This is a genomic window from Citrobacter sp. RHBSTW-00859 (genome assembly GCF_013729795.1).
GTDB lineage: Bacteria > Pseudomonadota > Gammaproteobacteria > Enterobacterales > Enterobacteriaceae > Citrobacter > Citrobacter braakii.
Genome location: NZ_CP056284.1, coordinates 4,166,365 through 4,180,521, shown reverse-complemented (window position 1 = coordinate 4,180,521; position 14,157 = coordinate 4,166,365). Strand labels below are relative to the sequence as shown.

Annotated in this window: 9 protein-coding genes and 2 pseudogenes; 9 read left to right on the top strand and 2 right to left on the bottom strand. The window is 46.0% G+C overall.

What is annotated here, in order from left to right; translation table 11 throughout:
- The first annotated feature begins 42 nt into the window (after positions 1-42).
- The 3 genes and pseudogenes from dnaJ to HV302_RS20920 form a co-directional block, all read left to right on the top strand.
- Entirely contained in the window at positions 43-1,176 is a 1,134-nt protein-coding gene (dnaJ, locus tag HV302_RS20930) for a molecular chaperone DnaJ (protein ID WP_008786151.1), read from the top strand.
- 162 nt (positions 1,177-1,338) lie between these two features.
- Positions 1,339-2,036 (top strand): IS1 family transposase gene (locus HV302_RS20925; RefSeq protein WP_223429336.1). Its coding sequence is split into 2 segments (ribosomal slippage): positions 1,339-1,588 and positions 1,588-2,036, totalling 699 coding nucleotides; the frame shifts between segments, so codons are not numbered across the junction.
- Between the two features lie 16 nt (positions 2,037-2,052).
- Positions 2,053-2,901, top strand: a pseudogene (locus tag HV302_RS20920) (aryl-sulfate sulfotransferase); the annotation flags it as partial.
- A 64-nt stretch (positions 2,902-2,965) separates the two neighbouring features.
- Here the strand turns inward: HV302_RS20920 and HV302_RS20915 are convergent.
- Together HV302_RS20915 and HV302_RS20910 are read right to left on the bottom strand one after the other, a co-directional pair.
- On the bottom strand, positions 2,966-4,537 hold the full coding sequence (locus HV302_RS20915) for a bifunctional metallophosphatase/5'-nucleotidase (RefSeq protein WP_181626538.1): 1,572 nt from the start codon (positions 4,535-4,537) through the stop codon (positions 2,966-2,968).
- Between the two features lie 110 nt (positions 4,538-4,647).
- Positions 4,648-5,406: an outer membrane protein OmpK gene (locus HV302_RS20910; protein ID WP_046275514.1), complete on the bottom strand. Its 759-nt coding sequence runs from the start codon at positions 5,404-5,406 to the stop codon at positions 4,648-4,650.
- Positions 5,407-5,979: 573 nt separating this feature from the next.
- Between HV302_RS20910 and HV302_RS20905 the strand changes: the two are divergent.
- The 6 genes and pseudogenes from HV302_RS20905 (at position 5,980) to nhaR (ending at position 14,141) form a co-directional block, all read left to right on the top strand.
- Positions 5,980-7,473: pseudogene (locus tag HV302_RS20905) on the top strand (sulfatase family protein).
- 98 nt (positions 7,474-7,571) lie between these two features.
- Positions 7,572-8,771, top strand: coding sequence for an anaerobic sulfatase maturase (locus HV302_RS20900; RefSeq protein WP_181626537.1), 1,200 nt, complete (start codon positions 7,572-7,574; stop codon positions 8,769-8,771).
- A 24-nt stretch (positions 8,772-8,795) separates the two neighbouring features.
- Positions 8,796-10,046: an IS1/IS1595 family N-terminal zinc-binding domain-containing protein gene (locus HV302_RS20895; RefSeq protein WP_047414469.1), complete on the top strand. Its 1,251-nt coding sequence runs from the start codon at positions 8,796-8,798 to the stop codon at positions 10,044-10,046.
- A 118-nt stretch (positions 10,047-10,164) separates the two neighbouring features.
- A complete protein-coding gene (locus HV302_RS20890; RefSeq protein WP_046274470.1) occupies positions 10,165-11,880 on the top strand; it encodes an aryl-sulfate sulfotransferase in 1,716 nt (571 codons plus the stop codon).
- A gap of 156 nt (positions 11,881-12,036) precedes the next feature.
- Complete coding sequence (gene nhaA / locus HV302_RS20885; RefSeq protein ID WP_181626536.1) at positions 12,037-13,203, top strand: Na+/H+ antiporter NhaA; 1,167 nt, start codon at positions 12,037-12,039, stop codon at positions 13,201-13,203.
- Between the two features lie 38 nt (positions 13,204-13,241).
- Positions 13,242-14,141 carry a transcriptional activator NhaR gene (nhaR, locus tag HV302_RS20880; RefSeq protein WP_016155652.1) on the top strand — a complete coding sequence of 300 codons (900 nt, stop codon included), beginning with the start codon at positions 13,242-13,244 and terminating at the stop codon, positions 14,139-14,141.
- Positions 14,142-14,157: the final 16 nt, after the last annotated feature.

The window sequence follows — 14,157 nt, the reverse complement described above, 5'->3', positions numbered from 1 at the left end:
CCTCTCCGCCCGTGCACGCATGTTAGGGGCAGATAAAAAGAGATGGCTAAGCAAGACTATTACGAGATTTTAGGCGTTTCCAAATCAGCGGAAGAGCGTGAAATCAAAAAGGCCTACAAGCGCCTGGCCATGAAATATCACCCGGACCGCAACCAGGGTGATAAAGAGGCCGAAGCCAAGTTTAAAGAGATCAAAGAAGCGTACGAGATCCTCACCGATGCGCAAAAACGTGCGGCTTATGATCAGTACGGCCATGCAGCGTTTGAGCAAGGCGGTATGGGCGGCGGCGGCGGTTTTGGCGGCGGGGCCGACTTCAGCGATATCTTTGGTGACGTGTTTGGCGATATCTTTGGCGGCGGTCGTGGTCGTCAGCGCGCCTCACGTGGTGCTGATTTACGTTACAACATGGATCTCACTCTGGAAGAAGCCGTGCGTGGCGTCACCAAAGAGATCCGTATTCCGACGCTGGAAGAGTGTGATGTTTGCCACGGCAGCGGTGCGAAGGCGGGCACGCAACCCCAGACCTGTCCAACCTGTCACGGTTCTGGTCAGGTGCAGATGCGTCAGGGCTTTTTTGCCGTACAGCAGACCTGTCCACACTGTCAGGGCCGCGGTACGTTGATTAAAGACCCGTGCAACAAATGCCATGGTCATGGCCGCGTTGAGAAGAGCAAAACGCTGTCCGTTAAGATCCCGGCAGGGGTTGATACTGGCGACCGTATTCGTTTAGCGGGTGAAGGTGAAGCCGGTGAACATGGCGCGCCAGCAGGCGATTTGTACGTTCAGGTGCAGGTAAAACAGCACCCAATTTTCGAACGTGAAGGCAATAACCTGTACTGCGAAGTGCCGATTAACTTTGCGATGGCAGCGCTGGGCGGCGAGATTGAAGTGCCGACGCTGGATGGTCGCGTGAAGTTAAAAATCCCGGGCGAAACGCAGACCGGCAAACTGTTCCGCATGCGTGGTAAAGGCGTTAAGTCAGTACGCGGCGGCGCACAGGGCGATCTGCTGTGCCGTGTGGTGGTTGAAACCCCGGTAGGCCTCAACGACAAGCAGAAGCAGTTGCTGAAAGATCTGCAGGACAGCTTTGGCGGCCCGACCGGCGAGCAAAACAGTCCGCGCTCTAAAAGCTTCTTCGACGGTGTGAAGAAATTTTTTGACGATTTGACGCGCTAATTTACAGCTGTCTTATTAATTAAAAGGCCTTGGATTGAAGAATCCTGGGCTTTTTATTTTTGTATCGAATACAAAAATAATGAGTTAGATATAAAGAATAAATCTTCGGTGATGCTGCCAACTTACTGATTTAGTGTATGATGGTGTTTTTGAGGTGCTCCAGTGGCTTCTGTTTCTATCAGCTGTCCCTCCTGTTCAGCTACTGACGGGGTGGTGCGTAACGGCAAAAGCACTGCCGGACATCAGCGCTATCTCTGCTCTCACTGCCGTAAAACATGGCAACTGCAGTTCACTTACACCGCTTCTCAACCCGGTACGCACCAGAAAATCATTGATATGGCCATGAATGGCGTTGGATGCCGGGCAACCGCCCGCATTATGGGCGTTGGCCTCAACACGATTTTACGTCACTTAAAAAACTCAGGCCGCAGTCGGTAACCTCGCGCATACAGCCGGGCAGTGACGTCATCGTCTGCGCGGAAATGGACGAACAGTGGGGCTACGTCGGTGCTAAATCACGTCAGCGCTGGCTGTTTTACGCGTATGACAGGATACGGAGGACGGTTGTGGCGCACGTCTTCGGTGAACGCACTCTGGCCACACTGGAGCGTCTTCTGAGCCTGCTGTCGGCCTTTGAGGTCGTGGTATGGATGACGGATGGCTGGCCGCTGTATGAATCCCGCCTGAAGGGAAAGCTGCACGTAATCAGCAAGCGTTACACTCAGCGCATTGAGCGACATAACCTGAATCTGAGACAACATCTGGCAAGGCTGGGACGGAAGTCACTGTCGTTCTCAAAATCGGTGGAGCTGCATGACAAGGTCATCGGGCATTATCTGAACATAAAACACTATCAGTAAGTTGGAGTCATTACCGTTAAAAGTGATGGACTATTCTCGTTCGCCACGTCCATCAGGAAGTGCACCGGGTCAATCGGCTACGATGGATGACTGGCTGCATATCAACCAGAGCTATATTAATACAACCAATAATGTGCTGGTTTCATCAGGGCGTCACCAAAGTGCCATCTTCGGTGTTGATGTCGACTCGGGCCAACTGCGTTTTATTATGGCCGATCATGAAGACTGGGCCTCCGACTTTGAGGAATACTTGCTGACACCTGTCGATGAGTCAGGTAATCCGCTGTTTGATTTTTCTACTCAAGATGGAATTGATTTAGCGAACAGTAATTTCTGGACATGGGGGCAGCATAATATCGTAGAGATTCCAAATGCTGAGATCGGTATTCTGGAGTTTTTAGTTTTTGACAATGGAAATTATCGTTCTCGAGACGATGCCAGGAGCTTGTTGCCAAAGGATAACTTTAGCCGGGTAGTTCAGTTTAGAATAGATCTAAACACGATGACGGTAACACGCTCGTATGAATATGGGAAAGATGAGGTTGGTAGCAGGGGCTACAGCAGCTTCGTAAGTGCCAAGCATTTATTGAGCAATGGTAATCTGGTCATCCATTTTGGTGCAAGCACCATGGATGAAAATGGTCGTCCTCTATCTGCCCAACCGGGATACAGTGATATTGTGGATCCGCAAGATGGAAGTCAGGCGCTGGGGATGTTGGTATTACAAGAGATCAATAAGCAGACGAAACAGCTTCTTTTTGAGGCGACGGTAACGTCAGGTTATTATAAAAATGCTGAAGTAAATGGTGATGATTATCGTTATGATATTTCTGCTTTCAGAGTTTATAAACTGCCATTATTTTGATAAGTAAAAATGAATGCGGCCATGATTGTGGCCGCATTATGTATTAAATGATCTTACTAAAAAATCATTTGCTAATATCGTCAACACGCATTGTGTGATCAGGAACAATGTTCTTCACATGCTCCATGTAATCGATTATTGCCTGAGCGGTTTGTAATCCCTTAATGTATTTAACATTTTTACTATTGGTGAAACTAAATCCACCACCGCCTTTCCCGATAAAAGAATCCAGAGCAATAGTATAAAATTGACTGTCTTCTACCGGTTTTCCTTTAATACTAAACGAAACAATACGCTGCCCCAACGGTTTTGTGCTGTCGTATTTAAACTGTACTGTTTTTGACGCGTGTAGCGTCCCATTTTTCAAATCTGCGGCATGAGACATAATTGACCTGAGATCTTTACCGCTGATCTCCACACTCATTACATCATTGGTGAATGGATACATGCTCAATACATCACCATATGTAATGTTGCCTTTGGGTAATTCGGAACGAATACCGCCAGCATTATAGAATGAGGCATCGGCGTAAGGTACCTTATACATCAAAGCATCAGTAATTAAATTACCTGTAGTAGCAGATTCACCATAAGAACGGGTCAAAATTTCAGGTGAGTAGGCGACGATTCTGTCGGTAATTTTCTTAACTTTATTGTTCCACTCATCGATTTTTGCCTGTGTTTGCGGATCAGGCTTATAGGTATCTGCGTACATCGTGATTAGCTTACCATTGTAGCTATCCACTTTTTTGGTTTCAGGGTTCCAGTCGAGGACTAACTTGCCTAACTCAATCGTGTAGGCATTAGTTGAAACCACCAACGTATCGCCGACTTTAATGGGTTCTGGAGTACCTTTATGGGCATGGCCGGTGATCAGTACGTTCAACCCGTAGCCTTCAAGCGTTTTAGCCATTTCAACGTCAGCTTTCAGCGCACGGGCAACGTCTTCATCACCACCGCTGGATTGACGACCCGGTACACCTTCATGCGCGAGCAGTACTGTCAGGTCAACTTTCCCTTTCAATTCTTCCAGTTGTTTCTTCACATACGGTACGGGATCCTGGCAGTCAACACCTTCACGGACGCCTGCGGCAATTGCTTCATAAAATGCCGAAACGCCGTGCATCCCAATAACACCAATTTTCAAACCATTTTTTTCGACGATGGTATAAGGTGTTTTAATTAATGGTTTATCACTATTGCTGTAAAACACGTTGTTGAGCAGTACCGGAAATTTAAGTTTACTCAGTTGTGTGACTAGATTTTCATGTCCATGGTCAAACTCATGATTTCCTACCGAAACGGCATCATAGGGCATGGTATTCAAAATATCGATAATGGCTTCACCTTTGGTTAAGGTGCTGATATAAGGGCCAGTAAAATAGTCACCTGCATCAAAGAAAAAAACATCTTTATCTTTTTCTTTGGCATCCTTAACTATTTTAGAGATAGGAGCAAATCCTCCTACCTCACGTGTCTTCGACACAGAAGGAATAATCCCTGGTGTAACGTGAGCATGCAAATCATTTGTGTAGTAAATGGTAATGTCTCTGGCATCTGCAGTAAAGGTTATAGCAGATGATAAACCAATACATAAAGACAAGAGGGACAGCGAGAATTTATTCTTCACATTCATATTCATATTCCATTTATTCGATATATTGACAATTACACCTCACCGCATCTGATATATCGGATGCAGAGTTTCAAACTGGGTTATTTCTTTTTTATTTATTTTGATAGTAATCAGAACTCGAAGCCAATCATATAATTCATACGGTCACCATAATCTTTATAACCTAATTTATTATTAAAGTAACGATAGGATACCGATGCAGTCCAGCTAGGTATAAATTTCCATGTGAAAGTCACTGCGCCATTCAGACCAGTATGTCCACCTTGTTGCTCTGCATAGGCATCATTACGATCCATTTCAATTTCATTCCAGTTGGAAACAGCAAATTTTTCGTTAAACATTTCAAAATTATATGCCGCAACCCAACCAAGTACATATCCGTTAAGGCCAGTAGCCTGACCGTATTTTTTTGACGTATAGTCGTTGGATAAATTGTGTATAGCCACATAGGGTTTAATGAACCATGATTTTTCTACCAGACCAAGGTAGCCGACCCCATACATCATATTCAATTCATCACCAAACGTGTTCTCCATCGACATATAGAGTTTGGTCATCAACGTAAAATCAGAACCTTCTATCGGACGATAATGTCCGAGAAACTGAGTAACGTGGTTCCGTCCTTCGACTGGATGGTTGAGAACGTTCATTTCGTAAAATGAAGCAAATTCACCTCTGTCGAAAACGGCGCCAAAATCAGCCACCGCTTTCCACACTTCACCACGATCGACGTTTACGAAACCTTTATTCCAGTCACCATACCCGAGACTAATTTTCCCATATACGCGTTTTAGTTCAGCTGAATGACCATTAAAACAGGCTAAGATAAGGCATGCACCAAGTAGACTATTAATGTGTTTTTTGTTCATGCTCAGCTCCGTGAGGTAAAGAAAATAATAAAGTGTAATGCTTTTGAAAAAAAGGAAGTCTATTGGTTGATGTTTTGTTTGTGAGTGATAGGTGTCGCAAAAATACCAGTGTTCGAATATTAATTTGAGAAAGTGTCGGGAGGTGTTGTTTTTTTTATGCTAACTTTATGTTTTTTTGAATATAAGGCGTGTTACCGGAGTAACGCGAATATTTTTTATCGATGCTTTTGATATTCTTTTTGTATGACTTATTCGCTATTAGCAACTTAGTGCCGAGAAAACAACATATGCTGACATTAACGAGATATAGAGAGGGTGAGGGAGGTGTTTGGGATCTTCGTCACTTGTTATTGTGCAGTTTTTTAATAGAATTTTCTGGTAAGTTTATATAAATAAAAATGATACTTTAATTATTAATATAGCGTCTGCGAATGTATTTGTTTCTTTATTTTTTTTCAATCACTCTTTATTGCATGCTGATGTAATAGTGAGTGCCAGAAATCAACCGAAAATATTAAGCCTTTTGGCAAGTTTATTGCGTAATTGGTGATGTGATAATTCAAAGGAGTTGAAATGAAAAGAACTGTTGTTGCCAGTATGATCGGACTGGCCTTATGTGCCGGAAGCGTATCGTCAACCGCGCAGGCTGCTACGGATAAACGTCCTAACTTAGTCATCATTCTTGCTGACGATTTAGGCTATGGCGATCTCGCGACTTATGGCCATCAAATCGTCAAAACCCCTAATATCGACAAGCTGGCGCAGGAAGGGGTGAAATTTACCGACTACTATGCACCTGCGCCGCTGTGTTCTCCTTCTCGTGCTGGTTTATTAACGGGGCGTATGCCGTTTCGTACCGGGATACGCTCATGGATCCCTGAAGGGAAAGACGTCGCATTAGGACGCAATGAATAGACGATTGCCAATCTGCTGAAAGAGCAGGGCTATGACACGGCGATAATGGGCAAATTACACCTGAATGCCGGAGGAGATCGCACCGATCAGCCGCAAGCGAACGATATGGGATTCGATTACACCCTGGTGAATGCTGCCGGGTTCGTAACGGACTCAACTTTAGATACCGCAACAGAGCGCCCGCGTCATGGCATGGTACATCCAACCGGTTTTGTGCGTAATGGCAAGCCGATTGGTAGAGCAGAGACCTTCAGTGGAGAATTAGTAAGCTCTGAAGTTGTGAACTGGTTGGACAATAAGAAAGATGATAAGCCGTTTTTCTTATACGTCGCCTTCACAGAAGTTCATAGCCCACTGGCATCGCCGAAAAAGTATCTCGATATGTATTCACAAAACATGAGCGACTACCAGAAACAGCATCCGGATCTGTTCTACGGAGATTGGGCTGATAAACCGTGGCGCGGCACGGGAGAATATTACGCCAATATCAGCTATATGGATGCGCAGGTCGGTAAAGTAATGGATAAGATTAAGGCAATGGGTGAAGAAGATAACACCATTGTCATTTTTACCAGCGATAACGGACCGGTCACACGCGAGGCTCGTAAAGTGTATGAACTGAACCTGGCGGGCGAAACGGATGGGCTTCGCGGTCGTAAAGACAATTTGTGGGAAGGCGGCATCCGTGTTCCGGCAATCATCAAGTATGGTAAACATATTCCGCAGGGGATGGTAACGGATACGCCGGTTTATGGTCTCGACTGGATGCCGACGCTGGCAAATATGATGGATTTTAAACTGCCAACAGATCGTACCTACGATGGGCAGTCTCTGGTGCCATTACTGGAACAGAAAACGTTAGCGCGTCAGAAGCCACTCATTTTTGGTATTGATATGCCATTCCAGGATGATCCAACGGATGAGTGGGCTATTCGCGATAGTGACTGGAAAATGATCATCAATCGCGAAAATAAACCTAAATACCTCTACAACCTGAAAAAAGATCGTTTTGAAACCCTTAATCAGATTGGCAAGCAGCCTGATATCGAAAAACAGCTGTACGGTAAGTTCCTGAAGTACAAAAAGGATATTGATAACGATTCCTTAATGAAAGCCCGAGGTGAAAAACCGACGCCAGTAACCTGGGGTTAATCGGATAACAACAAAAAAATAGAGTATGCCACTTAGGGCTATGCCCGCCTGGCTCAGTATTTTTATGCTGAGCCGGGTTCTTTTATTTATGGACCTCCGTGATGCAAAGGAAAAGTTGTCAGGTAATGGTTAAGCCGACAGGATCAGTATGCAATCTGGACTGCAAATACTGTTTTTACCTGGAAAAAGAGAAGCTCTATCCAGACAGAAAAGCAAATTTCAAAATGTCAGATGAAATGCTTGAATTATTCATCAAGCAACACATTGCCGCACAGGATGTGGATGACGTCATTTTTGCATGGCAAGGTGGAGAACCGACTCTGATGGGGCGCGCGTTTTACCAGCGGGCGATTGAACTTCAGCAGCGTTACGCTGAGGGGAGAACCATAGTAAATACCTTTCAGACTAATGGCGTTTTGATCGACGAAGAATGGGCTGAGTTTTTCAAGAAGAATGATTTTCTGGTGGGGATTTCTGTTGACGGTGACGCTGCGCTACATGATGAATGGCGTGTTACTCGTTCGGGTAAACCAACACATGAGAAAGTGGAGCAGGCCATTAAACGCCTGGTACGTCACGGCGTTGAGTTTAATACGCTGACGGTGGTTAACCACACTAATATGTCTCATCCACTGCAGGTTTACCAATATCTGAAAAGCATTGGTAGCCAGTATATGCAGTTTATTCCATTAGTGGAGAGGCGTAGTGACAGCAGCGATGCCGAGTTGGCTGCACCCTGTGATAAACAAACGAAAATGATGCCGTGGTCCGTTGACTCACTTGAATTCGGCCATTTTCTCAATGCTATTTTTGATATCTGGATCCGTGAGGATATTGGTAATATTGGCATACAGATATTTGAGCAGACGCTGGCTGCCTGGTGCGGATTACCTCCGCATGTGTGCGTGTTTTCTCCAACGTGCGGCAGTGCATTCGCAATGGAAATGAATGGTGATGTTTATAACTGCGATCACTTTGTCTATCCGCAGTACAAACTAGGGAATATTCAGCATACAACGGTGCGTGCGATGAACAATAGTGAGCAAAATCGGCAATTCGGCAATGATAAAAGCCGTACCATGGCGCAAGAATGTTACTCCTGTCAGTGGCGGTTTGCTTGCAATGGGGGATGTCCTAAACACCGATTTCTCCCCTCAGTCTCAGGAGTATCGAATCAGAACTTTTTATGTGCTGGTTATCAGTTGTTTTTTTCCCATACTGCACTAGCGATGGGGGCGATGAAAACGCTCTATGAAAATAATATTTCGCCAGCAGAGATAAAAACAATATTTGTGTGATAGTAATATTCGCAGGGAGTGAATATGTTTTCTCGAATCAATGTTGATGCCTGTAAAACACCTACTTGTAAAAATATGGGTATATTAAATAGTCCGGATTATTTAACCCAAGGGAAGGAGATTCTGTGTAGAGAATGTGGATTTTTGTTCCCCATCATTTCTGAGTACTCGCTCAATCTCTTCCGTCAGTCGGCAAACCAGGCCTGGAAGGGATTGATTAAAGCTTGTCCTGGCTGCGGTAGTTCATCACTGAAAAAATATGGATTTTCCGCTCAAAGAGAGGCGCGACTATACTGCCTTGAGTGCCACAAAACGTTCGTTTCCCCAGGAGAACATAAGGCAGATATCCGTCAGGAAAACCTTGCCAGACTTATCCAGGAAGGCGCTTCGTTGTCTGATATTAGAGCGACACTTTCATTAGACAGCACGGGTCTAAACCGTGCGCTACAAAAATTATCCCGCAAGGTAAATGAGGCTGAACGAGAGTTCGTTTTTCCTGCGTTTGATCTGGCGATGAGTACGTGCGCTTTTCGGGTTAAATTTAATGGCGGCGACAACAGTTTGTATGCTCTGGTTACGGCAGAAGAGAGCAGTGGCAGGGTTATCGCTGTGACAACTAATTATTCCACGCAGCCTGTCGAAAACGAATATCAGTACATTTCTGAATACGAGGAACGTCTGCCGCCTGGGACGTTAGCGCATCTTGTCCAACGCAAAGAACTCATGACGATGCGGCGAAATACCCTATTTGATATCGACTATGGTCCCGCCACGCTTTACAAAAACGATCCCGGGATGTTGGTAAAACCGGTTCTTCCCGCGTACCGGCATTTTGAGCTGGTCAAAGAGCTTACGGATGAGCACTCCCTCAATGTTCAGCACGACATCGATCATGAGTGTTTTATATTAGGAGGATGTATGATGGCTAATCTGCAATCTGTGCGGCAAGGTCGTTGTCATATATCATTTGTAAGAGAAATGGGGGTTTCACCTCCGGATAAAGACTTTCCTTATCGAGTGTTCCTTAGTGGCGGAATACGTAATAATGTCTGGCGAGCCTTCTCAACACGCGGTTACTCTAAAGCCGTATGTAACCTCACAGGAAATAAAAAAACGAGTATGCTACGCTACGCTACCTTAACGGGCAGCACTAAATTTATTCAGTTTTTGCATACGCATCCGTTTTTCTTTCAGCTTAGCCGCCTGTCTCCTGCCAATGTTACGGTCGTACTGAATTATTTAAAATTTGAATATAATAAAAATATAATGCGATAACGGAATGTTTTTATTGATATTAATTGATACTTTTTGATTGCCTGATTGATACATCCCCAGTGTATTTATTTTGTTGTTCCGCTGTGGAACGATGAAATGAATAAATTGGACACGCATAATGAAAAAGATTATTTCCCCCGATATTAAGTTGCCTACACCTCGTCCCGCTGTTAATCAGGAGATTGACAGCAATAATGAGATGGTTCTCAGTCATACAGCTGTTTATCAAGATTGTCTGGCTCGGATCACTGATGAGAATACGTTGGAAAATGCGGTCATTGTTCTAAACCCTTATGGTACAGCCCCTTTAAGTGCATATGCCGGTGTTTGGAGTGCTGAAGAACGTACTGTAACGCTGAAAATTCAGGATCTGGCGCAAAGCGCGATACAAGTCGTGCAAGATTTTACGTTGAATGTGGGGGCGAATCTGCTGCCTGTACTTGGCCTAGTGGCAGATGTCGATAACCAACTGGCTATTTTGGTTGATGAAGTCGTTATCGCCACTTATACGATAGCAACCCAACCTTTACCTGCAACGGATTCTGCAGATGTGCAGTTAGGGTTTCCTGTTATCAATGTGACTCAACCAGTGACTGACGCCGACCTGATTGCGCCGGGCTGCTATTTCATTACGCATTTCGACCGCTATAACTATGCTCTGGATCAGGATGGTGTGGTGCGTTGGTACGTGACACAGGACTTCCCGTCATTCAATTTGGTGCGCATTGATAACGGTCATTTCTTGGCTACATCAGAAGCTAAAAACACCTACCTTGAGATGTATGAGTTCGACATGATGGGACGGCTGTATACTTTTTATATTCTGGATAACCAATTCCACCACTCAATTTGGCAATGGGACAGTAATACCATCGTCGCGCCTTCCGAATATACCTCGGGCAGACCAGATTCACTGAAGACTAATGAAGATGGCGTCTCAGTTGTGGATTTATCTACCGGGCTGGAAATTGCCTATTACGACATGGCCGCTATTCTTGATACCTCACGTACAGCGAGACCAACGGGGACGGCACCTGGTGAAGATCCGACCGCTCAGGACTGGCTGCATATCAACCAAAGCTATGTTAATGAAACGAATAGTTTGCTGATCGCTTCAGGGCGTCATCAGAGCGCTGTTTTTGGCATCAGCCTCGAGACTGAATCGCTGCAGTTTATTATGTCCACGCATGAAGATTGGAGCGAGGAGTATAAGCCTTACCTTCTGACTCCGGTCGACAGTGATGGTGTCCCTCTTTATGACTTCAGCAATCAGGATGATGTGGATGCGGCAAACCGTGATTTTTGGTCGTGGGGACAACACAATGTGACTGAAGTGGCTAATGACGAACCAGGAATGGTCGAATTTATGGTATTCGACAATGGTAACTATCGCTCTCGTGTTGATAGTAAAAGCCTGCTTCCACCAGATAATTACAGCCGGGTTGTACACTTTATCGTTGATTTGAACGCAATGACGGTAATGCGCCCTTTTGAATACGGTAAGGAGTTGGGAGCTCGCGGTTATAGTAGTTGTGTAAGCGCCAAAGAGGTGTTGCAGAATGGCAACATCGTTGTGCATTTCGGCGATTGCACATTTGACGAAAATGGCCGAGCTATCTCTTGCCAGCCGGGGGATAGCGACATTATTGACCCGCAGGAAGGAAATGAAGCATTGGGGAATTTGCTTCTGCAAGAAATTGAACCGGTAACCAAGTCGGTGCTTTTTGAGGCGACAATGACCTCTGGTTACTATAAAAACGAGGAAGTGAATGGCGTAGGCTATCGCTATGACATCACCAGTTTCCGCGTTTATAAAATGGGACTGTATGCCTGATTAGGTCTCAGTGTTTTGCGCTCTATGCCCGACATCTGTTCGGGCTTTTTTATTCGTAAAAACCGATCTATTCATCATGAATAATCTAATTTTAACGAGCTTTCTGAAGGTGTAAGATAGTATTTACGAAGTATTCACCCAATAGAGAGAATAAAAGTGAAACATCTGCATCGTTTTTTTAGTAGTGACGCCTCGGGGGGCATCATTCTGATCATCGCTGCCGTGGTTGCTATGCTGATGGCAAATATCGGGGTTACCAGTGGATGGTACCACGCCTTTCTGGAAACGCCCGTTCAACTGCGGGTTGGCGCGCTTGAGATCAACAAAAATATGCTGCTGTGGATCAATGACGCGTTGATGGCGGTGTTCTTCCTGTTGATCGGTTTGGAAGTGAAGCGTGAGTTAATGCAAGGTTCGCTGGCCAGTCTGCGCCAGGCGGCGTTTCCGATCATTGCCGCTATCGGGGGCATGATTGTCCCGGCGCTGCTGTATCTGGCATTCAACTATGCTGACCCTATCACCCGTGAGGGTTGGGCGATCCCGGCGGCAACGGATATCGCTTTTGCATTAGGCGTGCTGGCGCTGTTGGGCAGCCGTGTCCCGCTGGCGTTGAAAATCTTCCTGATGGCGCTGGCGATAATCGATGACCTCGGCGCTATTGTGATCATCGCGTTGTTCTACACCAGCGATCTCTCGCTGTTGTCGCTGGGCGTTGCCGCGTGCGCGATCCTTGTCCTGGCAGCATTGAATCTGTGCGGTGTAAGACGCACCGGTATTTATATTCTGGTTGGCGTAGTGCTGTGGACGGCCGTACTGAAGTCTGGCGTGCATGCAACTCTGGCGGGCGTGATCGTCGGTTTCTTCATTCCGCTGAAGGAAAAACACGGGCGTTCACCGGCGAAGCGTCTGGAGCATGTTTTGCACCCGTGGGTGGCATATCTGATCCTACCGTTGTTTGCCTTCGCTAACGCGGGTGTCTCACTGCAGGGCGTCACCATTGATGGACTGACTTCGGTGTTACCGCTGGGGATCATTGCTGGCCTGTTAATCGGGAAACCACTGGGTATCAGCCTCTTTTGCTGGCTGGCGTTACGCTTCAGGATGGCGCAATTGCCGGAGGGAACGAATTTCCAGCAAATTATGGCGGTCGGCATTCTGTGCGGCATTGGCTTTACGATGTCGATTTTCATCGCCAGCCTGGCGTTTGGGACCGTCGATCCTGAGCTGATTAACTGGGCGAAACTGGGGATCCTGATCGGTTCTTTGCTGTCGGCGGTAATAGGTTACTGCTGGTTACGTACCCGGTTGAAAGCTGCAGCCTGACGGGATAACCCTTTCGTGACAATTTTCAGGGAGAGTGTATGTCTCATATAAACTACAACCACCTTTACTACTTTTGGCATGTATATAAAGAAGGATCGGTGGTTGGTGCAGCAGAGGCGCTTTATCTGACACCGCAGACCATTACCGGGCAGATTAAAGCGCTTGAGGAACGCTTACAGGGAAAGTTGTTCAAGCGAAAGGGGCGTGGGCTGGAGCCCAGCGAATTAGGCGAATTGGTTTTTCGTTATGCGGATAAGATGTTCACGTTAAGCCAGGAAATGCTGGATATCGTGAACTACCGCAAAGAGTCGAATTTACTGTTCGATGTCGGCGTGGCAGATGCGTTGTCCAAACAGCTGGTCAGCAGCGTGCTGAATGCTGCAGTCGTTGAAGATGAACAAATCCATCTGCGTTGTTTTGAATCAACGCACGAGATGCTGCTTGATCAGCTCAGCCAGCATAAACTGGATATGATTATCTCCGACTGCCCGATTGATTCTACGCAGCAGGAAGGGTTGTTTTCAGTGAGGATTGGCGAATGCAGCGTGAGCTTTTGGTGCACCCAGCCATTGCCTGAGAAACCATTTCCGGCCTGCCTCGAAGAGCGTCGATTACTGATCCCTGGGCGCCGTTCGATGCTCGGGCGTAAGCTGCTGAACTGGATTAATTCACAAGGGCTGAACGTTGAAATCCTTGGCGAGTTTGATGACGCCGCGCTGATGAAAGCGTTTGGCGCAACGCATAACGCTATTTTTGTTGCGCCTACGCTTTATTCCCACAATTTCTATGCCGATGATTCAATTGTTGAAATTGGACGCGTAGAGAATGTGATGGAGGAGTATCACGCCATATTTGCGGAAAGAATGATCCAGCATCCAGCGGTGCAGCGTATTTGCAATACTGATTACTCGGCACTATTTATTTCTGCGGGTAAATAATCAAGGCGCACTCGTC